At 39.8% G+C, this 26,418-nt stretch carries 20 protein-coding genes; 11 read left to right on the forward strand and 9 right to left on the reverse strand.

The features are described from left to right. The first annotated feature begins 14 nt into the window (after positions 1 to 14). Positions 15 to 455 (forward strand): redox-sensitive transcriptional activator SoxR, encoded by a 441-nt coding sequence (gene soxR, locus PSPO_RS16940; RefSeq protein ID WP_010559365.1) that lies wholly within the window; start codon positions 15 to 17, stop codon positions 453 to 455. Between the two features lie 192 nt (positions 456 to 647). On the opposite strand, the gene PSPO_RS16945 is transcribed toward soxR, so the two are convergent. Both PSPO_RS16945 and PSPO_RS16950 read right to left on the reverse strand, forming a co-directional pair. After that, positions 648 to 2,033 (reverse strand): aspartate ammonia-lyase, encoded by a 1,386-nt coding sequence (locus tag PSPO_RS16945; RefSeq protein ID WP_021033022.1) that lies wholly within the window; start codon positions 2,031 to 2,033, stop codon positions 648 to 650. 159 nt (positions 2,034 to 2,192) lie between these two features. Continuing rightward, positions 2,193 to 3,077, reverse strand: a complete 885-nt coding sequence (locus PSPO_RS16950; protein WP_010559363.1) for a LysR substrate-binding domain-containing protein — start codon at positions 3,075 to 3,077, stop codon at positions 2,193 to 2,195. Positions 3,078 to 3,145: 68 nt separating this feature from the next. Here PSPO_RS16950 and PSPO_RS16955 point away from each other — a divergent pair, with 68 nt between their 5' ends. Further along, complete coding sequence (locus tag PSPO_RS16955) at positions 3,146 to 3,730, forward strand: hypothetical protein (protein WP_010559362.1); 585 nt, start codon at positions 3,146 to 3,148, stop codon at positions 3,728 to 3,730. 35 nt (positions 3,731 to 3,765) lie between these two features. On the opposite strand, the gene PSPO_RS16960 is transcribed toward PSPO_RS16955, so the two are convergent. Beyond that, a complete protein-coding gene (locus PSPO_RS16960; protein ID WP_010559361.1) occupies positions 3,766 to 4,050 on the reverse strand; it encodes a DUF1496 domain-containing protein in 285 nt (94 codons plus the stop codon). 140 nt (positions 4,051 to 4,190) lie between these two features. Here PSPO_RS16960 and PSPO_RS16965 point away from each other — a divergent pair, with 140 nt between their 5' ends. Beyond that, positions 4,191 to 4,997 (forward strand): hypothetical protein, encoded by an 807-nt coding sequence (locus PSPO_RS16965; RefSeq protein ID WP_233430575.1) that lies wholly within the window; start codon positions 4,191 to 4,193, stop codon positions 4,995 to 4,997. Between the two features lie 6 nt (positions 4,998 to 5,003). Here the strand turns inward: PSPO_RS16965 and maiA are convergent, their stop codons facing one another. Together maiA and hmgA are read right to left on the reverse strand one after the other, a co-directional pair. Beyond that, the gene (gene maiA, locus PSPO_RS16970) at positions 5,004 to 5,630 is read right to left on the reverse strand and encodes a maleylacetoacetate isomerase (protein ID WP_010559359.1); all 627 of its coding nucleotides are present in this window, start codon (positions 5,628 to 5,630) and stop codon (positions 5,004 to 5,006) included. Positions 5,631 to 5,729: 99 nt separating this feature from the next. Next, complete coding sequence (gene hmgA / locus PSPO_RS16975; RefSeq protein ID WP_010559358.1) at positions 5,730 to 7,025, reverse strand: homogentisate 1,2-dioxygenase; 1,296 nt, start codon at positions 7,023 to 7,025, stop codon at positions 5,730 to 5,732. A 224-nt stretch (positions 7,026 to 7,249) separates the two neighbouring features. On the opposite strand from hmgA, the gene PSPO_RS16980 reads away from it, so the two are divergent. Further along, positions 7,250 to 7,675: a MarR family winged helix-turn-helix transcriptional regulator gene (locus PSPO_RS16980; RefSeq protein ID WP_010559357.1), complete on the forward strand. Its 426-nt coding sequence runs from the start codon at positions 7,250 to 7,252 to the stop codon at positions 7,673 to 7,675. A gap of 70 nt (positions 7,676 to 7,745) precedes the next feature. Here the strand turns inward: PSPO_RS16980 and PSPO_RS16985 are convergent, their stop codons facing one another. The 3 genes from PSPO_RS16985 to PSPO_RS16995 form a co-directional block, all read right to left on the reverse strand. Then, a complete protein-coding gene (locus PSPO_RS16985) occupies positions 7,746 to 10,838 on the reverse strand; it encodes a TonB-dependent receptor (protein WP_010559356.1) in 3,093 nt (1,030 codons plus the stop codon). Between the two features lie 164 nt (positions 10,839 to 11,002). Next, the gene (locus tag PSPO_RS16990; RefSeq protein ID WP_010559355.1) at positions 11,003 to 14,188 is read right to left on the reverse strand and encodes a TonB-dependent receptor; all 3,186 of its coding nucleotides are present in this window, start codon (positions 14,186 to 14,188) and stop codon (positions 11,003 to 11,005) included. Between the two features lie 74 nt (positions 14,189 to 14,262). After that, the gene (locus tag PSPO_RS16995; protein WP_010559354.1) at positions 14,263 to 15,084 is read right to left on the reverse strand and encodes a S1/P1 nuclease; all 822 of its coding nucleotides are present in this window, start codon (positions 15,082 to 15,084) and stop codon (positions 14,263 to 14,265) included. 336 nt (positions 15,085 to 15,420) lie between these two features. Between PSPO_RS16995 and PSPO_RS17000 the strand changes: the two genes are divergently transcribed. Together PSPO_RS17000 and PSPO_RS17005 are read left to right on the forward strand one after the other, a co-directional pair. Next, on the forward strand, positions 15,421 to 16,149 hold the full coding sequence (locus PSPO_RS17000; protein ID WP_148665281.1) for a type 2 periplasmic-binding domain-containing protein: 729 nt from the start codon (positions 15,421 to 15,423) through the stop codon (positions 16,147 to 16,149). Continuing rightward, positions 16,136 to 17,071: a hypothetical protein gene (locus PSPO_RS17005; protein ID WP_010559352.1), complete on the forward strand. Its 936-nt coding sequence runs from the start codon at positions 16,136 to 16,138 to the stop codon at positions 17,069 to 17,071. The genes PSPO_RS17000 and PSPO_RS17005 overlap by 14 nt, the downstream gene beginning before the upstream one ends. Before the next feature lie 447 nt (positions 17,072 to 17,518). Here the strand turns inward: PSPO_RS17005 and ushA are convergent, their stop codons facing one another. Further along, positions 17,519 to 19,126, reverse strand: coding sequence for a bifunctional UDP-sugar hydrolase/5'-nucleotidase UshA (gene ushA / locus PSPO_RS17010; RefSeq protein WP_021033023.1), 1,608 nt, complete (start codon positions 19,124 to 19,126; stop codon positions 17,519 to 17,521). A 222-nt stretch (positions 19,127 to 19,348) separates the two neighbouring features. On the opposite strand from ushA, the gene PSPO_RS17015 reads away from it, so the two are divergent. The 5 genes from PSPO_RS17015 to yghU all read left to right on the forward strand — a co-directional run bounded on the left by PSPO_RS17015 (position 19,349) and on the right by yghU (position 26,405). Next, positions 19,349 to 20,119 (forward strand): peptidylprolyl isomerase, encoded by a 771-nt coding sequence (locus PSPO_RS17015; RefSeq protein ID WP_010559350.1) that lies wholly within the window; start codon positions 19,349 to 19,351, stop codon positions 20,117 to 20,119. A gap of 259 nt (positions 20,120 to 20,378) precedes the next feature. Then, on the forward strand, positions 20,379 to 23,264 hold the full coding sequence (locus PSPO_RS17020) for an insulinase family protein (protein WP_010559349.1): 2,886 nt from the start codon (positions 20,379 to 20,381) through the stop codon (positions 23,262 to 23,264). Between the two features lie 130 nt (positions 23,265 to 23,394). Further along, positions 23,395 to 25,095 carry a bifunctional ornithine lipid synthase OlsF gene (gene olsF, locus PSPO_RS17025; RefSeq protein ID WP_040641793.1) on the forward strand — a complete coding sequence of 567 codons (1,701 nt, stop codon included), beginning with the start codon at positions 23,395 to 23,397 and terminating at the stop codon, positions 25,093 to 25,095. A gap of 52 nt (positions 25,096 to 25,147) precedes the next feature. After that, positions 25,148 to 25,534: an MAPEG family protein gene (locus PSPO_RS17030; protein ID WP_010559347.1), complete on the forward strand. Its 387-nt coding sequence runs from the start codon at positions 25,148 to 25,150 to the stop codon at positions 25,532 to 25,534. 31 nt (positions 25,535 to 25,565) lie between these two features. Beyond that, positions 25,566 to 26,405 carry a glutathione-dependent disulfide-bond oxidoreductase gene (gene yghU / locus PSPO_RS17035; protein ID WP_010559346.1) on the forward strand — a complete coding sequence of 280 codons (840 nt, stop codon included), beginning with the start codon at positions 25,566 to 25,568 and terminating at the stop codon, positions 26,403 to 26,405. The last annotated feature ends 13 nt before the right edge of the window (positions 26,406 to 26,418 follow it).

Consider the following 26,418-nt stretch of genomic DNA (forward strand, 5'->3'; position numbering starts at 1 on the left):
GAACAATTTTAGTTATGGCTGATGCGAACCTTTCGGTTGGAAATATTGCAAAACGTGCTGGGGTAAAAGTCTCGACGCTCCACTTTTACGAAGAAAAAGGGTTAATTCGTAGTTGGCGTAATAGTGGCAACCAAAGGCGATATAAACCGGATGTATTAAGACGGATCGCATTAATTAAAGCGGGCCAGAAAATTGGTGTTAGTTTAAGTGATATTAAAGCAATTTTGTCGCAATTACCTAATGAACGTACACCTACGGTTAGTGACTGGGAACACATCGCTACTGCGTGGCGTGATAAGTTAACCCAACAGATTTTATATATTGAAAAGCTAAAAGACTCTCTCACATCGTGTATTGGTTGCGGTTGTTTGTCGTTGGAAAGGTGCCACTTATATAACCAAGATGATTGCTTAAAGGAAGAGGGCGAGGGAGCCGTTATTCTAGAGCGAAAATAGTGGTGTAGAATTAAGTTGGGTTGGAATTAAGTTTCTGTTTTTGTTAGCAATTAATTTTTATGGCTCGTCATTTATCATGCGATAGCTTGGTGCGAAATAATCGATAAACACATCAAACAACGCTTAGTATTGCGTTGCAAACAAAGTGTATAGCATTTGCTATACACTTTATTTATTAAAAGTGCTTAAGCCTTATGCAGGTTCAGTCAATTTTTCTGGTTGCATAATATCTGCTAGTTGAGATTCACTAAGGATCCCTTTTTCCAACACCAAGTCTTTGATATTTTTACCTGAACTTAATGCGTCTTTAGCTATGTCGGTGGCAGCGTCGTAACCAATAAATGGATTTAACGCCGTAACAAGCGCGAGGCTATTGTCTAATAAATAATGACAACGCTCATGGTTTGCACTAATGCCTGAAACGCAGTGCTGGTCGAACATGCTACATGCGTTAGTTAGTAGCGCCATTTCTTCCATAATATTAAATGCTATTAACGGCTCCATTGCGTTTAATTGCAGTTGTCCGGCTTCAGCCGCCATACTGATTGCTGAGTCTAATCCAATTACTTGATATGCGACTTGGCTTACGGCTTCGGGAATAACCGGGTTAACCTTAGCCGGCATAATTGAACTACCCGGTTGTTTTGCTGGTAAATTTATTTCGCTTAACCCTGCGCGTGGACCCATACTTAATAAGCGTAAATCATTGGCAATTTTAGATAACTTGATTGCAAGACGTTTAAGTGCTGATGAGTAAATTACAAACGCGCCCATATCAGAGCTGGCCTCAATTAAATCTTCGGCCTTAACAAAGGGTAGTTCAGTTAAACATGCTAACTGCTTGATTGCTACTTCAGCATAGCCTTTTTTGGTATTTATCCCTGTTCCAACCGCGGTTCCACCTAAGTTGATTTCATAGAAGAATGGGCTTAACTGATTAAGTAACTTTACTTCTTCACGTAGCGTTGATGCGAACCCCGCAAACTCTTGTCCTAATGTCATTGGAACTGCATCTTGCAATTGGGTTCTGGCCAGCTTAAGAATATGTTTAAATTCTTGAGATTTTTCAGAAAAACGTTCAATCAAGCCTTCTAGGCTGGCTATCAGCTTTGGCTGTTGTAGCAAGATACTTAGGCGAATGGCGCTTGGGTAAACATCGTTGGTTGATTGCGACAAGTTTACATCGCTATTAGGGTGTATAAATTGGTAGGCCCCGAGAGGATGTCCTAACTTTTGCAGTGCGATATTAGCGATTACTTCGTTGGCATTCATATTGGTTGATGTGCCAGCGCCGCCTTGGATCATGCCAACAGGAAATTGATCATGATACTGGCCATCAATTAGATCATTGCATGATGCAAAAATTGCATCAGCTTTTTCATCGTTAATTAGACCTATTTGCTGGTTTGCGCGAACACAGGCTGCTTTAACGTAGGCGAGTGATTTAATCATCGCAGGGTATTGTGAAAGTGTCTTGTCACTTAACGGAAAGTTATTTACTGCGCGCTGAGTTTGTATGCCATAGAGTACATTGTTTTCAATTGTCATTGTACCGAGAAGATCAGATTCTATACGCATTGTTTTTTGTCTTGTATTGGTGAGAGTCGGCGCAAGATTACCGATAAGCTAGGTTAAAGACTAATGCTTTAAATAGGTTTTGGTTATGCAAATTATGCATAGCACAGGGAAGTTTCCATATCGCCTAGCGTTATAATGATTACTTTTACTCATTCAACGTTAGTTTAAGTCGTCATTTTCTAAAGCTTGTGTTATGCCTTGCCAGTAAATAGATTTTGTATGATCGCTAGAAGGAATTCGATATAAGCTAACGCTTAGATTATTGATGGCATCAAATCCGGTGATGATGCTGAGCTTTTCTTCTTGAAGCTCTTTTTCAATCGCGAATTCAGGCAGCCATGCCATACCTAGACCTTGCATTACCATGGTTTTTAAACTGTCTGCCATTGATGAACTCGCCACTTTATCAAGTCTGCTTTTTGTTTGCTGGTCTAGTGCATTATCAACGGTACGGCCGAGAAAAATTGAAGCTTGATAAGCAAGGTAGGGTACTTTAGTTGCCGTTTGCCACGTATTAATTTGAGAACTCAGTGCGACCGGCAATAGTTTTACTGCGCCAAGTTCAAAACGCTCATAACCTTCACCTAGCAATTCTTCATCATGAAATGCAAGTAAATAGTCACAATTATTACTTTTGAGTAGTTTTGTACAGTCGTCCGCATCGGCGATTTGAAGCTCAGCGCTGACATTAGGTAACTGTCGCTTTAGAGTTTTTAATATTTTTGGAAACACCCCCAGCGCCAATGTATGAGTTGCGGCTATTTTTAGCTCTTGGGCATAGCTTGTTGCCCGTAACTTTTCAGCGGAGTTGTTGAGTAAATGTAACACTGATTGTGCAGTTGGTTGAAATGCAATGCCTTCTTTGGTGAGACTAAGTGGGTTGGTGCGTCTATCAATGAGTTTGCACCCCAAACTTTTTTCTAATGCTTGAATTCGACGGCTAAATGCCGGTTGGGTTACAAATCGTAATTGTGCAGCTAAACTAAAGTTTTTAGTTTCACTTAGAATAAGAAAGTCTTGTAACCATTTGGTTTCTATGTTCATTTAACGTATCAAACTAATTTAGAGTACAGTACTGAGCAATGCTCACATTGATTTAAAAGGATCATACTATGCGTATAACAATGATGTTAGTTATTTTACTCGCAAGCTTTACATTAAGCGCAGCGCAATGCCTTAGTGCCCCACCGAGCAAAGTTGGTTTAGCAGATTTACCTGCGAATAATAAATTAACGCGCAGTCAAGAAGCGAGCTTGAATCGCTTGTTTAAAGACTTGAGCGGTTCGTGGGTTGGAAAAAGTGATGGGTTTTATTGTATTGGTGAAGAGCTTGCTAATGCGCGTAAGGTGGCCAAATCTCACAGACTGGAAATGGTTTTTACTAATGATGACTCTATGGTTTTAAGCGCGAAAACCAAAGCCCAAGAGCGTGATGAATTTACACAACGGATCCAAAGTTTAACCTTATATGCAAATCAAGGTTACCTGCGGTTTGATCAAAATAACGAAGCTGGCGATATTTGGATAGAGGCACTGTCGTCTACTCATGTTAGTGTTTGGTCAGTTAGTCGAGCAGGTACTGTGTATCATCTTATTAATCGCGTGTTAAAGCGCAGCCCAAGTGCGTTTACATTAACTTTGACAACATACAGCAACAACCGTTTGACGAGCCATTATGTCGCGCGTATGTCTAATTAGCTTGATGTTTAGCAGCAAAGCCAATTGAGTCGCGTTTAATTTACCGTAATCTTGGGCTTTGTTTTTGGGTAAATAATATTGCCTTTTTTATCAAGCTGATACCATGCCACAGGACCATTTTCTTGGTTAGGGTATCTTTGTGTACAAATTAACCTTGTGTCGTTAACCTCAATTACCGCACCTAGGGTATATTTTTTATCGTCATACCAACAGATTAAATGATTTACCTCAGCTTCTAGCCAAATATGCTTTTTTGGTGTTTGTGCTGTCGCTAACGAAGAGACAATCAACATTGGAAGTACTAAAGCCAACACTCTCATTGTTGTTTCCTTATATTTGTGAATTTATTCATTCACTTCTAACCTTAAAGAGTTGCTAAGAGCAGAGTAGCGTAAATACCATGTTATGTCGTTTTTTTGCTTTATTTTTATTATTTCTAAGTATACCTCTGCACAGTAAAGTGATAGATATCACGGTTGAAACCGATATTTATTTCTATGCTAAGGACATTATTGGCAAAACGCCAATCTTAGATATTACAGATTATTCGGGTAAAAATGCCCAGCGCGATGTCGTTGAATTTATTCTTATACAACAAGCGCTGCTATTAGGCGGTGCTGATATTCAATTTAACTTTATTTATGGCAATTACGATGCGCGTAATTTGAAGTTGCTAAACGAAGGCCTGTTACTGCTATCGTTTGATTCACTTTGGTTGAGTGCGACTGAGCGGTATAAGGATAATTTATATATTAGTGGGCCGCTCATTCGTAAAGGTGAGTACTACGCGGGTGTGTTTACATCTGAACAAAACGTTGCAAACTATAATGCAAAGACATTATCGCTTTCGGACATGACAATTGTCTCAAGTAAAGATTGGCATGTTGATTGGGTCACCTTACAAAGTTTAAAACCTAAAAAGCTTGTGCATGAATCTGATTGGATCGTAATGGCTAAAATGGTTAGCCGAGGCTGGATTGATGGCATGTTAGCGCCGTTTAAAAAGCAGCATAACTTTTCTTACATTGGTCCCGACTATAAAATTTTTGCTATTCCCAATGTCAAAGTTGCGCTTAATGATAGTCGTCACTTTGTCGTTTCTAAAAAACACCCTTTAGGACAGCAAACGTTTGAAGCGTTGCAGCGTGGGCTAAAAATACTGCGAGACCGAGGCCTAATTGAAAAAGCCTACCGAGAGGCAGGCTTTTTAAATGACGATGTAAAAGACTGGCGCACTATTAAAGTAGCTGATCCTTTATTCGACTAGGGTAACTTAGTTTGCATCAAGCTGGTTTTCAGGTGCGGCATCAATAAATGCTTGTATGCTGTTACAACGTTGATAAATCGCATTAATTTTTGGGAATTGTGCCATATCAAGGCCAAATCGTAATGCATTAAATACTTGTGGCACTAAGCATACATCGGCAAGGCTCGGAGTATCGCCACAACAAAAATCCGTTGCACCAATTTGCTTTTCTAGTTTTTCAAAGCCAATTTGGATCCAATGTAAATACCAAGCAGTTTTTTGCTCTTCGGTTACATTGAGTTCACCGGTTAAATACTTTAATACGCGTAAATTATCGATTGGGTGAATGTCACAAGCAATTGCATAGGCAAAACTGCGTACTTGTGCTTTTTGCCAAGGATCATTCGGTAACAATGGCGTTTGTGGGTGAATTTCGTCAAGGTACTCTAAAATCGCAAGCGATTGACCTAACTTACCTTTTTCGGTTTCCAGCGCAGGCAGTAAACCTTGTGGATTGACGTTTAGGTAATCGTTGCTTTGTTGTTCACTTTTTAGAAGATTTACCGGTACCATTTCGTGATCTAAAGCTTTTAAATTAAGCGCAATACGAACACGATAAGCAGCAGATGAGCGAAAATAAGTATAAAGTTTCATAAAATTAAGTCCTTTAAGCACGAACAAAAAAGAACGGCTGTCCGTTCTTTTTACACTAACTTTGTTAAGTATGTGATCAGCAATTTAAGTGAAAAGATATTACTGACTAAAATATTTCTTAATGCCTTTCCAGCAATCTAGGTAATTCTGCTGACGCTCTTTACCTTCAAGTGCATACTTGGTTGGTGAAATAACGTAACGCGATTCAAACATAAATGCGAGCGTGTTTTCATAACGCTGTGGTTCAAGCTCTGCATTTGATGCTTTTTCAAAGACGTCTGCTTCAGGGCCATGTGGCGACATGCAGTTATGTAAGCTCATTCCACCAGGTACAAAACCGTGTTCTTTTGCATCGTATACACCTTCAATTAAGCCCATAAACTCACTCATAATATTACGATGATAATAAGGTGGTCTGAAGGTATTTTCTGCAACCATCCAACGTGGTGGGAAGATCACAAAATCGACATTTGCAACGCCGGCAGTGCCTGAAGGCGAAGTTAATACGGTAAAAATTGATGGATCTGGGTGATCAAAACTTACCGTGTTCATTACGTTAAAACGCGAAAGATCGTACTTGTAAGGCGCACTATTACCTGTCCAAGCAACAACATCAAGTGGCGAGTGACCGATATCGCAGCGGAACAAGTTGCCATTAAACTTAGCGACAAGTTCAAAGTCGCCTTCAATATCTTCAAATGCGGCAACAGGATACTGGAAGTCACGCTCATTGGTATAACCATTTGCGCCTACTGGACCGCGCTCAGGCAGAATATAAGGATGACCGTAATTTTCGCAAATATAACCACGCGCAGTAGCTTCAATTAGTTCAACCGAGAACTTAATGCCACGTGGAATTACGGCAATTTCCCCAGGTTTGATTGCAAGTTTACCGCATTCAGTATGAAGTACCAGAGCGCCGTGTTGTGGCACAAAGAGTAATTCACCATCGGCATTATAAAAGTAGCGACCATCCATTGAGCTATTTGCTACGTAAACATGAATACCAATACCTGTTTGACCATTGGCACTGCCATTTGCAGCCATGGTGATTAAGCCGTCGACAAAGTCAGTTTTTTCAGTTGGAATATCAATCGGGTTCCAGCGAAGCATAGTCGGAGGTGTTGGCACCTCAGTGATTGGTGCAGTGCGCAGTAAACCGTTGTCAAGCGGTGAATAATCGCCTTGTACAACAGAAGGACGGATGCGATAAAACCAATTACGACGATTATCTGCACGCGGTGCTGTAAACGCTGTGGTGTTGTATTGTTCAGCGTATAAATCGTACTTTACTTTCTGCGGTGAAAACTGGCCGATAGGCAATGCACCCTCAAGGGCTTCTGTTTCAAACTCGTTACCAAAGCCGGTTAAATAGTCATATTCTGGAAAACTCATAGTCACTCCCATTGTGATTTTTAACCAATATAGTCTCACGTGAGACTAAATGCAAGTGTACATTGAATGGTTTATAACGTTATTGCTCGTCTTATGATATAGGGTAAACGGGCCAAGGGCATCTTGATTAAAAATGACTTAAGCGGTGTAGTGTGTTCTAGGCTTGCTTGTAAAACGCATAAGTTAGCGTCACACTAGCTGAAAATTTCTAAAACAAACACATTATGATAACTCTTGATTCGTTCTTACCATATCGCCTGGCGCGTCTTAGTAATGCACTCAGTAATAGTTTTGCAAAAGTATACGCCGATAAGTATGGATTAACAGTACCCCAATGGCGTGTGATTGCGCATTTAGCGCAGCAATCAAACTTAACCGCGAGAGATATCTGCGATAGGGCAGAGCTTGATAAGTCCACCGCATCACGAGCGGTAAAGCAATTAATAGAAAAAGGCATTGTTGTGGGTATGCAAGACGAAAAAGATAAACGTGCAACGGTGCTTGCCCTAACAAAAGCAGGTGAACAATTGTTTTTCCAATTAGCAAGTGATGCAAATAATTGGCAAAATGCATTATTTGATAAGTTAACACACGAAGAGCAAAGTACATTATTTACCATTATAAATAAGCTCGATGATGTGACCGATTAGTTTCGTAAGTTGCTTTAAAATCAAAAATGCCCAGCATGAGCTGGGCATTTTTAGTTAATAATACTTTGTATTAGAAGTTGTAACGAACGCCTAAACGAATTTCCCAAAGTGATGGATTAACTTCTACACTGGTACCTGACGGATTATGAAATTCCTCAAACACATATTGTCCTTGGTCATTTATATCCGCGGTGACAGCACGTTGGAATGCACTACCACGTTTCAATACACCCCAGTCATCATTTAGCATGTTGCCGATGTTTTTAACGATAAAGTAGGCTGAACCTGAGTGGCCATCGTTAAACCCAGGAAATTGCTGCTCAACTTTGAAATCAATAGTTGTCCACCAATCACCATCGATTTCATTTCTATCTTGTATTTCGCCGCGTTTTAATCCTTCAGAACTAACCCAAGCATTAAATGCTTCTAGGTCAAAGTCATCACCATAAACGACGTTTGCATCATTGTTTTGCGGTACATACAAAAGCTGACGGTCCTCGTCATTAAACCCTAAACCACCGGTAGAAGACGAAAAAGTGTATGAATACGGGTTAGTTTGGCTAACTTGACCAAATAGGTTGAATCGCGTTTCTAAGCCATCAATAAATTCATGCACATAGCCTGCGGAGAAGGTAAAACGATGTGGCACCTCGTAATTGGATGTAGAAACCCCCGGGTTTTCAGGGTCACTTACGGCTATTCGATGATAGTTTGAAAACGCCACAGAACTTGTCATTGGGTGCACTTCTTTCGCAATGGTATATGCATAAGAAGCTGCAATATCAAAACCGTTATCAAACGATTTATTAAAAGCAAAAGAAAGTACATGGGAGTAACCGTCGCTGCCTTTGACATTTGTCAATAACAGATCGGATTCTCGAGGGTGGTTAACTCCTGAATACACTGGGCGTCCGTCCGGCGCAGTTCCCGTGATTTCATCAGCTAGGTTTCGGATCACAGCGGAATCTTGTTTATCGGTATACAGGTAATCTAAGTTAAAGATGTAGTTTGACTCTGTGATATAGGTACCACCTAAGGCAAACTTCCATTCCGACGGAATTTCAAAGTTTGGATCGGTTACATTAGTGCTATCATCGGCGCCACCTTGCGAAACCGCGTCATAAAGTTCAACTGGAATATCGTAACCGGGGCGCCCTGAACCATTAAACGCTATTGCATCTGGTCCCAAAATTTGAAGGTTTTTCTTATCGACCTGAATATTACGAATCCCATCGTTTGAATAACTGTTTGAAATCCAAACATTCGGGTTACCGCCAGAATATAAACCAAAGCCACCGCGTAGTTCTAATTGGTCGTTGTAAACCCAGTTAAAGCCAAAACGTGGTTGCAGCAAATCAACGCCATCTAAGTTTTGTTGATTTGAAAAACCGTAACGCTGTTCAAAATTCGCACTGTACTCTGGAACATCATCACTGGTATACACATCATAACGTAAACCAAACGTCAGTGTTAAATCGTAATCAATTAAGTCGTAGGTGTCTTGCGCATAAAATGTATTGAGCGCGTACTCAAATTCACCAGCAGCGTCTTTTGGGTTGTGACTTTGTGCGTTGCCGTAATATACGCGAGCAATACCGTTTTCAAAATCATCAATTGAACTAAAACGGTATTCGCCTTCATTATGCTGGACAAACATATTAAAAACATCGAGTGACTCGCGTTCATAACCAAACGATATTTCATGGTTATCTAAAAAGTAAGTACCCGCCAGCTTTAGTGATAAGTTGTCGTATTTTAGTTTGTTTGCTTGTCGCGAGTCATCAGGGCCAATAAAAACATCGGCGTCAGGCGTTGATATACGCATTTCGCCAAAACCTGATGCCGCATCAATAGATATTTGACGATTATCTAACTTCGAATAGCCAATGCGTACTTCAGTTGAAAAGTCATCGGTCCAATCGGAATAAAGTGACGAAACGAAAGATTGTAATTTGGCGCCGCGTTCATAAAAGTGATTTGATAAAGATAGGGCACTTGAGCCCGAATCTGATTCGCTTAGAGTATAACCATCATTATAGTTATATACTAGGCTTGCACGGTGATCGTCGCTGATGTTCCAGTCTAATTTGACTAATAATTTTTCATCTTCAACCGGTAAACTTGGGATCATGCTACCAGGATCATAACCGTAATTCGTTTTAGCAATTTGCGTAATGCGGTCAATCGTAGCTTGGCTTACTTTTCCATTTGCAAAGGGCGTGTAATCAAAAATTTGTGCGCCATCAAGCTCTTCATAAGAGGTGAAGAAAAATAATTTATCTTTTATTAGTGGTAAACCAACATTAAAGCCATAACGTTTTTCGCTGTAGTCACCTGTGTCGACGTGAGTTCCTTCAATTGAATCACCCTTTAATGCATCACTGGTGTAATCAAAAAATACGCTGCCGCTAACGTCATTATTACCTGATTTTGTAACCGCATTGATGTTACATGACGTAAACCCGCCGTATTGCACATCAAACGGCGCGAGTTCAACTGCTACTTGGTCTATCGCATCAAAAGAAAAGGGCATGCGCTCAGTCGGATAACCGTTACTGTTCAAGCCAAAATTATCGTTCATACGTGCGCCATCAACAGTTAAACTGTTAAAACGTGGATTACCGCCAGCGCACTGAATCGCATCGCTTGCCGCCTCGTTTATATAGATCCTCGGATCGGTTCGAATAATGTCTTTAATATCGCGATTAATTGCAGGCTTACTTTGTAAATCATTTAAGGTGAAGTTACTTGCAGGCCCTGTACCGCCCGATTGCATTGAAAGAGGGCGACCAGTAACAAGTATTTGCTCCATTGCTGATGCTGATTGAAGCTGCACACTTAATGGGTATTCTTTACCTAATGTAAGATAAATATTTTCTACCATAGTGTCTTCAAACTCGTTTGAATCAACGATTACTTGATATGGGCCACCAACACGAAGGCCTTTTGCGCTAAATAAGCCTGCGTCGTTAACAGTTGCAGTTTTTACTGAACCAGAAGGTAAGTGGATAATCGTTATTTGTGTGCCAGTGGCAGGGTTACCGTTAGGCCCTACAATGTTACCTTTTAAAGACGATGACGTATCATTTGCATACACCAGTGTTGAACATAGACAGCTTGCGACTGCAAGTGGCAGTAGTTTTTTGTTGAAGAACGTGTTCATAGATCTTTCCCTTGATAGTAGTTTTAGTAAGCCTAAAACAGCATCATTAAGCTTTTATTAAAATTATTACTTTTTGGTTACACTGCAATAGTTTAGTCCAATTTATTTCAGTGTAAAAAAAAGCCCAGCAAATGCTGGGCTTTTATTTTCAAGGGGTTTTTAGTTTAGAACTTGTAGCTTACACCAATCTTAGCTTGCCACGCTGACGAGCCAATATCGATTGTGCTGTAGTTTAATGTGCTTGCGCCATCAAAACGTTTGTCAAGAATATAACGGCCTTGATCATCTAAGCCACCAAAGTCATAAAGTGTTTGGTTCGGGTATGTTAGACGTTTTTCAACACCCCAATCGCTGTTAAGCAAGTTAGCGAAGTTATCAACCATTAAGTAAACTTGCGCTTTGTGACCTTTTGCAAAACCAGGGATCTCTTGCTTAATGCTGATATCCATCTTAGTTACCCAAGGTTGGCTATCAGAGTTACGGTCCATAATTGAACCTGAAGCACTTAAACCAGCTTTATTCATAAGCGCGCTTAATTCTTCCCAAGAAATACCAGACTCTTCCCAGTTTACATTTGGATCATCAGCACCCGTTGGGATGTAAGCAAGGTATGCACTGTTTGAGTAGAAGTCGCGAGTATCACCTAAATCACTATCTTTATACATGCCCATTACCCAGCTGAAAGGGCGACCTGAGCGACGTTCAAAGAACATATCGAAACGTGTTTCGTAACCGTCAAAGAACTCACGCTTGTAGTTTAGGTTTAACTTAAAGCTATGCTCAATTTCGTAGTGACCGCGCGCAGCCATGTCCATGTTACGGCTCTTAACAATGTTATGCTTATAGTTACTTTGTGCACGAGATGAAGAACCTACGTGGTTTTCTTCGATATCTTGGTGCGTGTAACTCATGGTCATGCTTACACCGTTATCCCAGTTTTTCGCAAGTGACGTAACAAAGATAATTGAGCGACCATCGTCATCAGCATTAGTCATCATAATGTCGAAGTTGTCAGCTTTGTCACCTTCGTAACGGCTTTCGTAAATTACACGTTCGCCATCAGCTGCTAAACCCACTTCTTTAAGTGCTGTGTTTTTCCAAACAGCTTCATTTTGTTTCTTCTCATACGCAAGTTCTGCTGACCAAATGTAGTCATCACCAAAACCTTCAATTGAGAAGTTGTAATCAAAGCCTAACTGTGCACGCCAGCTTGATGGCAGCTCAAAGTTAGGATCCGTGTAGTTAGTGCTACCCGCACCTGGCACTAGTGAATCTTGGATGGTCTGAGGTACTTCTGTAATATCTGCAGGGTTTTGCGAATAGTAATCAGCAATTGCACTGCTTGGTGCTGCTACAAAAGTAATACCATCGTTCTGGAATGGGTTGTTATACCAAACGTTAGGGATACCACCTTGGAAACGGCCTACACCACCTTTAACTGTCAAGTCGTCGCTCGCAAACCATTGGAAACCAATACGTGGAAGAATGATGTCTAAGCCATCAAGATTTTCTTGGTTGCTGAAACCATAAGTTTCTAAGAACGCTTCGTTAAGGCGTGGTTTATCATCAGAAGATAAACGCTCATAACGCACACCAGCAGTTAACTCAACGTCATCGTGTGGATAGAAAGTGTCTTCGATGTATAGTGCAATTTGGCTACGCGTTGCGTCATAGGCCGTGTCTTTTGAATCGTTTGTGTAGGCATTTGCATAGTCAAAATCGTAGCTACCACGGAAGTTACCAACTTCACGGTTTGCAAAACCATCAAAGCTATCAAATTCCCATGAACCTAAAGAGTTTGCTGCAAATAGGTTGTATAAACGTAAACGCTCGTACTTAGCACCAAATTTAATCTCATGGTCACCAAGAAGGTATGTACCATCAAATGCAAGCGCAGTATTTTGGTTTTCTGCGTAGTTCGCATGACGGAATTGATCCATACCAAACTGGTAAGCAGGACCACGGAAATACTCTTCAACTAGTACGCTACCGATGTTTGAGTTAGTGTTGCTCTCAGTTGTTACATCTTTGTGGCTAATGCTGATCTCTGATGAGAAGTCATCGTTCCAATCTGAATAAATCTTAGTTGCGAAGTTATTGAATGTATTAACATAAGTGTAGCGGTTTGATGCTAACATCACAGTGTCGCCACCATTACCGAAATTACGCTCATCTTGGTCGTCTTGCCACTGGTAAGTGAAGTCTAGACGGTGCGAGTCGTTAATATTCCAGGTGATTTTACTGATTAATGTATCGTTGGTATCTTCAGGATCGCCACCTAAAGAATCCGTCATACCATATTCTGTTTCTAAGATAGATAAGAAACGGTTGAAGTTTTCTTCAGTTGTGTTGTAAAGGTGAGTTGCACCTGAACCTTCAAAACCGTAATCCATTTCTAACTCACTACGCCATGATGTGTAGTTTGCAAAGAAAAATAGTTTGTCTTTGATAATTGGACCACCAACACTGAAACCGTAACGTGCTTCAGTTTGAATTGGGTCTACTTTTTCGGTTTCGTACGTACGCTCGTCTTCACCTTTAATTTCAACTAGACGATCTACGTCACCAGCCATATCTGGTGTTGATGTTTCATAATAGCCAGAAAACTTAAACTCGTTTGTACCTGACTTAGTTACCGCGTTAATTGTACCGCCACCAAAGTTACCTTTAGATGCTGAGAATGGTGCAAAGTCAACAGTAACCTGCTCAATAGCATCAAGTGATACTGGCGGCTGTTGTGATGGGTAACCACTGAAGTTTAGGCCGAAATCATCATTTTGTGAGATGCCATCAACGGTTAAAGCGTTAGTACGTGGGTTGTTACCAGCAATTGTTAATTCACCAGAACCAGTTACTGTCGCTAGTGGGTTAATACGCGCAATATCTTTAATATCACGGTTGAAGCTTGGTGCATTTTCGATGATTTCTGCACCGAATGCACTGTTTGCTCCGCCAGCTTGTTGTGTATAGCTAACACCTGTTACTTGAATTGTTTCCATCGTTAATGGTTCAAGTTGCTCGCTAATACGGCTTGTTTGACCAAGGCTTAAGTAAATACGATCTTTAGTGATATCTTTATACTTATCTGAATCGATGATTACAGTGTAAGGACCACCAACACGAAGACCTTTAGCAAGGAATGCACCTGCGTCGTTCGTTGTATATTCAGTAACCGTACCCGATGGCTCGTGAATTAATTTAATTTTAACGTTAGCAGCAGCTTCTCCTGCAGGCGTAGTAATTTTACCGCGCATTGCTGATGAGGTTTCTGTCGCATAAACTGCACCAGATGCACCCAAACAAGCAGCAACAGCAAGTGTTAAAGCGCTTTTACGTAGTTGCGTTTTCATTAGTAGTTTCCCGTGTAACTAAATTTGAAAGTTAGTTTTAAAAATTTTATTGCTTTTGTTCATGCGTTAGCAGATTACTTAGTAACTGCTTTCGCGTGTGCCGATTCGTCAAAAATGTGGTTTAACAAACCAGCTAATCTAATTCCGCCTTGTAGTAAACGCTGTTTAATTACAGGCATTTGCTCGTAAACGTAATGATATTTAAATTCACCGTTACCGATATCATACAAACCTTGTGCTAAATGAAATGATTCAAGCACCCAATCTTTGGGCTCTGAGGATAGGTAAGTAGAAATAAGCTTTGCGTCGTTTGTATCAATAAACTCGGCAAATTCACTGTAAGAAAGGTTTTCGCTTTCAACTAAATCTTTATCCCACAATGAGTGTAAATTGGTTTCTTTACCGAAAAATTTCACTTTTATTTTATTTCCACCCCAGTCTTCACTGCGACCAGCGTGCATTGGTTGATGAATATCGCCAACTAAATGAGTGAGGAAACGAAAATAAAACTGCTTGTCTTTTAATGAGGTGTTCGCGCTTTTAAGCACCGCGGTGGCTTTCAAAATACCAGCGTAAATATCAGTAACTTCGCCTTCGGTGGCTGAAAGATGGTAATGGTGAGGTTTAAATTCATCTGCCGAAGCGATATTAATATAGTGCCACTTACCCGACTCTTTTTGCCAGAAGGGTTCTGGGTTAGAGCGCATTTCATCAGCCCAAGTGGTTACTTCAGCCAGTTTATCGCCTTGTAATAATGGAGCAATAGCATTACGAGTGTCAGCAGTTAAATGATTGTCGGCAATCTTGCCGATTATACGATGCCCATTTTGACTCCATGCAGCCGCTTGAAAGTGCGTTAGCGTAAGAGCAATTAATATCAAAGAACGTAAGCTCATAATCATCTTTTTAATTGTATGTAGTTGTTATCAACAAGGCTAATTGTCCTTAGTTTTACAAAAATAGAAAGGACTCATTAGGATTCATAATTACTTGTTAACAAAATAACAAAATCAATGACTTATGTTTTTTAAATAAATTTACCTATTGCAATAAGTAAATATACGTGATGAAATTGAGGCTTGAATTGAGCATAGATAATAACAATTAAAATGAAATATAACTTTTTGTTTTCAAAAGCGGTAATAACAGCTGTTTTTTGTATATTAATTGTTCTTTTTGGTTTTCTAGGGAGCTCTCAATACCCAACCAAATTAAAGGCAATTGATACTTTTATGTCTGTCAAGCAACAATGTGATAAAGCGTTGTCAGAAAATGAAAATACGTTCAATATTTATGTGCCAACAGAGCAGTTAGCAAAGCAGCTTATACCGTATTTTTGTAATAACCCGATTGTTGCAAAGCAGTTTGGCCAAGTGCAGTTAAACTGGGGCCATAATATGAGTGATGCGTTAGATTTTATCGGGCGAGGTAACGCTGATTTAATCATGACTAAAGAGAATTTAATGGTTGCCTTTAAAAGTGAATACACTTTTAACTATAAAACCTTGCTTGCCTATCCTGATTACACGGCATTCTTTATCTCGTTAAATGAAAAACCAAAGCTTGAAAAAGAGTATTTTATTGATAAACGTATTGGCTTGTTGGATTACCCAAGTAGCCGTTCTGGCTACATTTTACCGAGAACGCTGTTTAAACGTTTAAATATTAACGTTGATAATTTGGACATTGTGCAGGCTAACTCACATTCTGCTCTGAGAGATCTGCTAGCTGAAGGAAAAGTCGATGTGATTGCATCGTATTGGAAGCAAGACGATATGGACCGCTTTTTGGAAAATTACATTACACCGATTAGCAGTAAAGTGAGTGGAAGTCGTTGGTATTTTAAAATGGAGACCGAAAACACAGAGCTTGTATGTGCAATTAATCAAATTATTCACCGCCATGCAAATGCCCAAACCTCTCCCTATTTTAAAGATGTAGAAAGTTATGTTGAATGTTAAAAAAAATAAGCAGATTTTGCTGTGCATATTAGTCTTTTTGGTATTTCAGTTGGTCTATGGCGTAGCCAAACGCATAAATCTTGTTAATGCTGAGTACCAGTTAACACAACATATTGAAAATAGAATCGCAAAAGACTTAAATCGCTTACCTTTGCCTGATCCAAATAAAAGTAGTGCTGGCAATGATCTGGCTGTGGCAAATTACATTACGGCATTAAATGAAAAGTTAACGCACCATCCTCTATTACCAAAGGTATTGGCTATTCAGTCAAATAACTACGATGTTGGCTCAAATCGTAAAGTTATAACCCATCAATTTAGTACGCCTACACAAGTAGTGCGATTCGCTTTCTCGCTAAAAAAATTGGGCTTGTTTGATTATTTTTCGTGGTTAGCACTCATCGCAAGTATCGGATTTTATTTTTTAGTTAACTACCGTTATGACTTGAAGTTAACAAAAAACAATTTGGTAGTAGAGAGTATTGACGAAGAGCGAGCGAGACTGGTTATCGACCTTGAACAAAAATTGCTGATTAACAGTCGTACTCACACAAGCGTACCACTTGCTAACAAGCCATTATGTTTTTATACAGCATTGATTGAATATTGCATGGCACAACCAGATGTTTTACTTAACCAAAATAAAGAGCTACCAGATGAACTTGTTAGCCTTGCAAACAAGTATTTTTATCGTTTAACGGAACTAGGACACACTATTCGTAAAAGGCCGAACTTTTCAAATAGTTTAGAGAAAACGCTAAGTGAAATTCGTGCTGCGCTAGATGAAATTCTATTGGATGATATTGAACTAAAAGACATGCTCTATCCACCAAAAGCCCATGGAGAAGGGTCACGTTCAAAGCTTCATCATTATGGATTACGTAATGTTGATACTGATCAAATTGAAATAATCGGTAAATAATCGTAAGAACTTTGTCGATGATACGTATTATGCTTTTAAGTTTCTAAAGCATATGCGTTTATCGACCTCTAATTTGATAAATTTTTGAGTTATTCAATATTTGGTAACGCGTTTAATCTTTATTCTCCCAATTTAGCAAAACCGAGTAGACGTGGTTAAAAAGTACGGGCTTTATCATTATAACGATTGTTATTTGTTAGGTTTCTGGGCTTGTAGCAACTTCAATTTCTACTCCGTCAAACCTGATAAAATTCATTTGAGGATCATTCGAAGTTAGATCCGGTAGCTAAAATATCTAATTTGGTTTTTATGTTTCTAATTAAATGAAATACTCAAATCAATTAAAAACCTTATTTTCGTAGTAGGGACTAAGCATGGAAACACAAGCTTTATACTATGAAAGGTAAAAGACGTAAGTGTTAGCTTACGTCTTTTAGCAGGGAGGGTTTAAATCTTAGTGGCATCAACCGGAGAGTTTTGCAAAAAGTAATTTTTCAATACTTCAGCGTCAATTGTGTCGGTTGCAACAAAATGCGGGTGTTTTGTCATATTCGGGTAGCCATCACCGCCTGCTGCATTATAGCTATTGAGTGTAAAACGATAGCGTTTATTGGCATCAAAAGGTTTGTTCCCAATACTAGTGATGGTTAATTCATCATTTTCTTTTTTAAATTCTATGCCATAAAACTGGCAGTAGGCGCCTGAATCCGGTGGAAAACTGGCAGCTAAACTGATGTAATCAACCAGTTCTTGGCCTTTTAGTTCAAGATAGGTAATGCGGTTTTTAAATGGGTGAACCTGCAAAATATCTTTGTAGCTAACATCGCCCGCTTTAATTGAATCGCGAATACCACCACCGCTTATGATACCGAAATCTGCACCAACACTTTCACTTTGTGCTTTTGCAATCAAACGGCCTAGATTGGTTTGCACAAAGCGAACTTTATTACGCGAACCTTCTAAATCACCGATTAATTCACCGATCGGCTGTGAAATTTTTGCTGAACCTTTCTCTTGGTACGGTGTTAAAAATGCGAGCATTTTAGGATCTTCCGGGATCTTTTCTGATGCAAGCTTTTTGACGGTTTGACCATCTTGCTTTGTCTCGCGCAGCATATTAACCGGAATAAGCTCATAACTTAGTAGTGTAAGCGCGTTGTTTTTCAGTGAAAACTCAGCTTTACCAACATACTTACCCCATTCATGCGCTTGCATAATCCATGTGCCATTTTGACGATCTGGACGGCATTCATCGCCTGGTAAAAAGTCGCTATCAGCAGTATTGTCACCTTCCATACAAACAGGCTCTTGTGAATGTCCACCAATAATAAGGTCCAACGCACCTGCATTTAGTGTACGAGCCAAAGTCACGTCGCCTGGCGCGTTAATGCCATGTTTAGCATCAACGTAATGCCCCATGTGCGTTACGGCGATTGTAATATCGGGTTGGTAGGTTTTTTCGAGTTTTTCTAGTAAAGGAGCTGCAGCATCTGCGGGTGTACGAAATTCAAAATGACCTACATAATCAGGGTTTGCGATTTTAGCCGTATCGACTGTGGTTAAACCAATTACCGCAATTGTTAAATCGTCACGTTTAATGATTTGGTAAGGCTGGTATGCATGCTCACCCGTTTTTTTGTTAAATATGTTTGCCGAGAGCAGAGGGAAGTTTGCCCACGCAATTTGTTTATCTAGAATGTCTAGTGAATTATCAAACTCGTGATTACCGATAGCCATGGCATCGTAGCCAATTAAGCTCATGCCTTTAAAATCTGGTTCAGCGTATTGTAAATCGGATTCAGGCACGCCTGTGTTTATATCACCACCTGATAACAACAGCACTTGATGATTTTTCGCTTTTGCCTCAGCACGTAAACGGTCAATAAGCGTTTTTCTTGCCGCCATACCATACTCACCTTGCTCATTGCGCCAAAAGCGTCCGTGGTGGTCATTGGTGTGCAAAATGGTGAGCTTTTGCTCGTTATTTGTCGCGTAGCTGTTGTTCATAAACAGCATAGAGAGTGCTAAAAAAGTGAAAGAGCGCACAGTAATCATTATAAATTTCGGCAGTTAATTAACAAACGCTATTATTCTAACCATCACAATAAAATTATGGGCGGACAATTGTCCGGTTGCGTAGGCCGAAATCGCAAAACCTCGTAATTATTGTTAAAGGAGTGTTATTAATTGTAATTATCACGTGAGTTTTATAGCCATATTAGCAAATAGTCTGTAAGCTGCTGTCGATAAAAATTAACAAAATATTCACGGGAAATTATGGACAAGCTAAAACTATCTCTCTTAGCTGCTGGCTTATTTGCGGGCGCTGCGCAGGCAACGATTGTTGAGGTTCAAACTACACAAGGCAACTTTCAAATAAACCTGTTTGATGAAACTACACCAAAAACAGTCGAGAACTTTCTAAAATATGTTAATGACGAGCGTTACAATGAAGTGGTGTTTCACCGCTTAATAACGGACTTCGTACTGCAAGGTGGTGGCTACACCTATAACGGCAGTAAATTTTTACCTATCGATACCTATGGTACTGTGGTAAATGAGCCTGTTTATTCTAACGTACGTGGCACTATTGCAATGGCAAAAGTGGCTAATAACCCTAATAGTGCGACAAGTCAGTGGTTTATCAACCTAAAAGATAATAGCGCTAACTTAGATACACAAAATGGTGGTTTTACGGTGTTTGGCCAAGTAATTGGTGAAGGCATGGATTTAATTGACCAGTTATCTAATTTTGCGTGTAATGAATACCCACTCGTAAATACAACGGAAGAGCAGTGTACAGACCTTAAAAATGGTAATGCATCGCTTGGCGCTGAACGTTTAATTACCATCGAAAACGTTACGATTATTGATAGCAACAGTGACACCGCAAGTGATTTAACACCAAAGGAAAATACCTTAATAAAAGAGCCACCAAAGCCGCCAGTAACGTCGGATGATTCAGGTGGTAGCTTTGGCGCATTATTGGGTTTAATGGCGAGTGCGTTAATTTGGCGACGCAAGCGCAAGCCTGTGTTAGCGCGCTAACGCAAAATCTCATTTGTTGACAAACCGTTACAAATAATACAATTAAAGTATTGCATTTAATCACTGCTTTTTTATAGTGGAATAAATGTATATCAATTCACTTAATTGATTAATCATTCTAGCGGGCTAACTTTTATGCTTCAGCGTTTAATTTATCCAATGCGCTAGGTGATTACCTATTTAGTAGAATTGGTATTAAAAAACGCTCTATGACAAGACACTAGAGCGTTTTTTGTATTTATAACTCTAGGGAACCATTATGAAAAAAGCACTTAGCCTAAGTGCATTAGCACTTGCTGTTTTAGTTGGCTGTAATGCAACTAACCAAGCTAATACCTCTTCGAATAATCCAAATCTTTACGCAGAATCATTGGTTGTTAGCCCGAACGATAACCGCGAATACAAAACATTAAAATTAAGCAACGAGATTGAAGTTGTTTTAGTGTCAGACCCAAGTGTTGATAAATCTGCTGCAGCGCTCAGTGTGGGTGTTGGTTTATTGCATGATCCAATGACACAACAAGGTATGGCGCATTATTTAGAGCATATGTTGTTTTTAGGCACTGAACGTTTTCCTGATACTAACGAATATTCAGAGTTTATGACCAAAAATGGTGGTGCTCATAATGCATATACTTGGTTAGATATTACCAACTATATGTTCAAAGCGAACAACGATGCATTTGAAGAAGGGCTTGATCGTTTTTCTGATTTCTTTAAATCACCGAAGCTTTATCCAGAGTATACCGACAAAGAAAAGAACGCTGTAAACGCTGAATGGTCAATGCGTCGCGAGCTTGATTTCTTTGGTCAGTTCAAACTGGCTCGTAAAATGATGGGCGAACACCCGGCAAACCGCTTTTTAATCGGTAATTTAGAAACCCTTGGTGATAAAGAAGGCAGCAAGCTACACACTGAAACCGTTGCCTTTTTTGATAAATATTATTCATCAAATATCATGAAAGTAGCATTACTTAGCAATAAGCCACTTGCTGAGATGGAAGCGCTAGCGAATAAATACTTTTCAGATATTAAAAATAAAAATATTGAAAAGCCGAGTGTTACAGCAAAAGTTGACTTAACGAAAGTTGGCGGTAAAAAGGTATTTTATAAGCCAAACAAAGACGTTAAACAATTAACACTCGACTTCACAATCGAAAACAATAGCGACCAATTTGCGCTCAAGCCAAATCGTTTTCTGTCATACCTAATTTATTCAGAAATGCCGGGCACACCAGCTACGTTATTACGTGAAAAGGGTTGGATCTCAGATCTCGGTGCTAATGCATCGCCTTCACATTATGGTAACTATGGTACGTTCTCAATCGATGTCACGTTAACAGACAGTGGTATGGAACACCGTGATGAGATTGTTGCCATTATCATGCAGTACATCGACCTTATTCGCGAAAAAGGCGTTGATAAGAAGTACTTTGATGAAATCAGAACATCACTTAATAACCAGTTCAAATTCTTAGAAAAAGGCGATGAATTTGGTTATGTATCTAACCTTGCAGGCGCAATGCAAGTTTATCCAACGAATCATGTGATTAATGCACCATATTATTATGGTCAGTTTGACGAAAAAGCAATTGAACAAGTGCTTGATCAACTTACACCTGAAACGTTAAAAATTTGGTACGTAAGCCAAAAAGAAGAAACAGACAGTACACTTCATTTCTATGATGGTAACTACCGCATTGCTGATATTTCACAAGACGAAATTAACAGCTGGAAAGCGCCAACAAACGTTGCAATGAACTTGCCTGCAGTAAATCGTTTATTGCCAGAAAGCTTTGATTTAAAAGCCGTGAGCAATGAAATTAAAGAGAAGCCGCAACTTGTTCACGACACTAAGCATATTAAAGTATGGCAGTTTGCGAGCAAAAACTTCTCGCACCAGCCAAAAGGCATGCTGAAAGTGTATATTAATAACCCAGCAACGCTTAGCGATATGGACACAGCGATTCTATTATCAGTTTGGCAAGACTTATACAGTAAGAATGTCGTTGCATTGAATACAGAAGCAGGTGTGGGCGGTATGTCTATGAGCCTTTCTGATTCAAACGGTGTGGTATTCACTGTAAATGGTTTTACCGATAAACAAAGCGAACTGATTGTAGCCGGTATGAACGAATTACGTGTCGAGCCAACCGAACTTGAGTTTAACCAAGCGAAAGACCGTTTCTTACGTGCCGTTGCAAACAAGAGCAAAAACTTCCCTTACAGCCAAGCATTCAATGCGTTTTATAAAGTAACAAGCCAAGGCAGTTATGAAGACGCTGCACTGATTGAACGTGCAAAATCGCTTTCAATTAGCGACTTAAACAAAGTAATGCAGCAGGTACTTACTAACAACCAAGTACGCGTATTTATGTTTGGTAACTACGACCAGAATGACGTGAAAACCGTTGTATCTAGTCTTGAAAAAGCGCTACCTAGCGAGGTGACGACAACGCAATACGCACGCGCGAAAGCGTGGTTACCAAAAGCTGGTCAAGTATTTAGCGTACAACGTGATATTGACGTAGCCGATGTTGCTTTAGTTGATATGCATATGCACCCAGTAAAAGGTAAGAAACAAGAAGCGCAAGGGCTTGTTTTACAAGGTCACTTTAGCAATAAAGTATTCGATAAATTACGTACCGAAGAGCAACTAGCCTACGCAGTAGGTGGCTTTAGCACCACGCTTGACGACTATGTTGGTTTTGGTATGTATATTCAAACACCAGTTAAAGGCCCAGGTGAAATGCAGGCGCGTTTCGATGAATACAAGCTTGAGTACAAAAAAGAGCTTGATGCAATTAGCGAAGAGACGTTTGCGCAACTTAAAAATGCGGTTCTGATCAAGCTAAACGAGCAACCGAAAAACCTAGGTGATGAATTAAGACCATACTTATCAGATTGGTATGAAGAAAACTTTGATTTCAACTCAAAAGCTGAGCTGATCAAAGAAGTAGAACAAGTAACACTTGCTGATGTTAAAGACTTTTACGCAAAAACGGTACTTAATAAAGATGCAGCGCGCTTAAACGTGCAAATGCGCGGTACTAAATTTGCGGACAAGGCATTTGGCAAAATCGATAATCAGACGATTATTTCTGATTTTACAAATGCAGGTCAGGTACTTGATTATCAAAATTAATTGATAGTTTTTTGTGAAAGGCGAGCAAATGCTCGCCTTTTTTATGCGTCACAATTGTTCAATATAAACTCAATATTCGCGTCACATTTGCTTCATATGCTGAACTTAAAACAGCTTTATGGCCAATGTTATGATCCATGTCGACCAAGTAATCGCAAAACAATTTCCGCAACTTATAAATAACCCTTTGCTTTATAAATCAAGCAGCAAATTATTAAAAAATTTAATGCACGAAGGGGATTTTCATCAATTTGAAAATGATTTTCCGCATTTATCAGGACTTGATTTTGTAGAGCAAGTACTTGATTATTTTGATGTTAGTTATTCGGTGCGAGATAGCGAAAAGCTGCATATTCCTGCATCAGGACGTTTGGTGATAATCGCTAATCACCCAATTGGCTCACTCGATGCATTGGCATTGATTAAATTAATTAGTGAAGTGCGTAGCGATATTCGCGTGATGGCAAACCAACTGCTTTATAGCTTAGCGCCGCTACAAGAAATGTTAGTGCCAGTTGATAACATTAAAGGCACAACCAGCAAAATTACCGTCAATCGAATAAAAGAACATTTAAGCGATGAAGGTGTGTTGCTGATCTTTCCTGCTGGCGAAGTGTCACGTTTAAGACCAACAGGGGTGCGCGATACCTTTTGGCAAAAAGGCTTTTTGAAAATCGCAAAAGCGTATCAAGCGCCCATACTGCCAATGCATGTTGATGCTAAAAATTCCCCCATGTTTTACAGCGTTTCAATGCTTTATAAACCGCTTGCGTCGTTCTTGTTAGTGAATGAAATGTTTAAGCAACGCAAACGTAATTTTCCTATACGCATCGGCGCGCTTATTCCACATAGTGCATTTGCTGATTCGCCGCTTCATGATACGCAATTAACTAAACTGTTTAAAAAACATATTTATGCCATTGGTGATGGTAAACCAGGCTATTTTCAAACTGAAAAATGCATTGCCTTGCCAGAGAATAAAGCAAATTTAAGCCGCTTAATTCGTGAAAAATGTAAATTGCTTGGGGAAACCCATGATGGAAAAATGATCTACTTGTATCAGCATGGTGATAGCTGCGTAATTATGCGTGAAATTGGCCGCTTACGCGAAATCGCGTTTCGTGCGGTGGGTGAGGGCACAAACCAAAAGCGCGATATAGATAAATACGATAGCGATTATTTACATCTGATTTTGTGGGACAAAGACGAATTAGAAATTGTCGGCGCATACCGTTTTGGTCGTGCTGATGTTTTAACACACAATGCAAAAAGCGCTGGGTTATATTCGTCAACGCTTGTGAATTACAAAGACGAAATGGCTCCTTATTTTGCAAAAGGACTCGAACTTGGTCGCAGCTTTGTGCAGCCAAAATACTGGGGCAAACGCAGCTTAGATTATTTATGGTTTGGTATAGGCGCGTATTTGCAACATCATCCTGAAATTCGCTATCTATTTGGTCCTGTTAGTATAAGCGGTACGTTACCTGAACCTGCAAAAGATCAGCTGGTAAGCTTTTATTCCCATTATTTTGCTCATCAAAGCACATTAGCAACATCAAACAATCCGTATCGCTACACAAACACGCATGAATTGCCAAATTACACAAACGACTACAAAGAAGACTTCAAAGCACTCAAAAGCACATTGGCAGAGCAAGGTGTAGCGATCCCCACTTTATACAAACAATATACCGAGTTGTGTGAGCCTGGTGGCGTTAAGTTTTTGTGTTTTGGTGTTGACCCAGACTTTAATAATAGTGTTGATGGCCTTGTTTTAGTTGATTTAAATACATTGAAACAAAACAAACGAAAACGTTATTTAAATCAGTAGATTTAACAGCAGGAATATGTCAGGTTAATAAGAAAACAAAAAGGGTTTTGTTGTGATATCTGTTATTCCTCTTTATGCGGCGCTGCTAGGCTTAATTTACATTTATTTGAGTGTAGCAACGCTAACGCGCCGCAAAAAAATTCTTGTCGCGTTAGGCGATGGTGGTGACAAACTGCTGCAAAAGAAAATGCGAGCGCACGGTAACTTTCAAGAATACGTACCAATTAGTTTAATATTAATCGGATTTGCCGAATACCTAGGTGCTGCATCACTGTTTGTTCATGGACTAGGTGTTGCACTGCTTGTTGGGCGTATTTCTCATGCCTATGGTGTCAGCATGCTACATGAAAAATTAGTGTTTCGCGTAACTGGTATGGCATTAACCTTCTTATCTATCTTGCTTAGCAGTATCGCAATACTCTATCTTTTATATCGTTAACAAATCGCCTTAAAATTCAGTGAGGTTAGTTATGGCTAATAATCAATATACGCCGCCAAAAGTGTGGCAATGGCAAGCAGGAAACGGTGGCAAATTTGCTAATATTAATCGTCCTGAGTCAGGTGCGACACACGATAAAACCTTGCCTCAAGGAAAACATCCGCTGCAACTTTATTCACTTGCTACGCCAAATGGTGTAAAGGTGACGATTCTGCTCGAAGAACTAATTGAAGTGGGTATTAAAGACGCTGAATACGATGCGTACTTAATTGATATTATGGAAGGCGAACAGTTCAGTTCAGGTTTTGTCGAGGTTAACCCTAACTCTAAAATTCCTGCGCTGCTTGATACCTCAACATCATTAACCACACCTGTGTTTGAATCAGGTGCGATTTTGCTTTACCTCGCTGAAAAATTTAATTGTTTTATTCCGCAAAATGCAAATGACAGGGCGAAATGTTTATCTTGGCTATTTTGGCAAATGGGCAGCGGCCCCGCATTAGGTGGCGGGTTTGGTCATTTTTACGCGTATGCACCTGAGCCACTGGAATACCCAATTAACCGATTTACTATGGAAGTAAAACGCCAGTTGGATCTACTAAACAAACACTTAGCAAACAATAAATACATGTGTGGTGACACCTACACGATTGCTGATATGGCAATTTGGCCGTGGTACGGTGTATTAGTACGCGGTGATTTATATGACGCTGCTGAGTTTTTAGCGGTAGATGAATACCCACATTTAAAGGCATGGGCAGACCGTATAATTGAACGACCAGCTGTGCAACGAGGCCGTAGAGTAAACCGCAGTTGGGGCGATGAAAGTGAGCAATTGCACGAACGCCATAGTGCGGACGATTTTAATTAAACCGTAAAAGTTA

Source organism: Pseudoalteromonas spongiae UST010723-006 (assembly GCF_000238255.3).
Classification (GTDB): Bacteria; Pseudomonadota; Gammaproteobacteria; order Enterobacterales; family Alteromonadaceae; genus Pseudoalteromonas; species Pseudoalteromonas spongiae.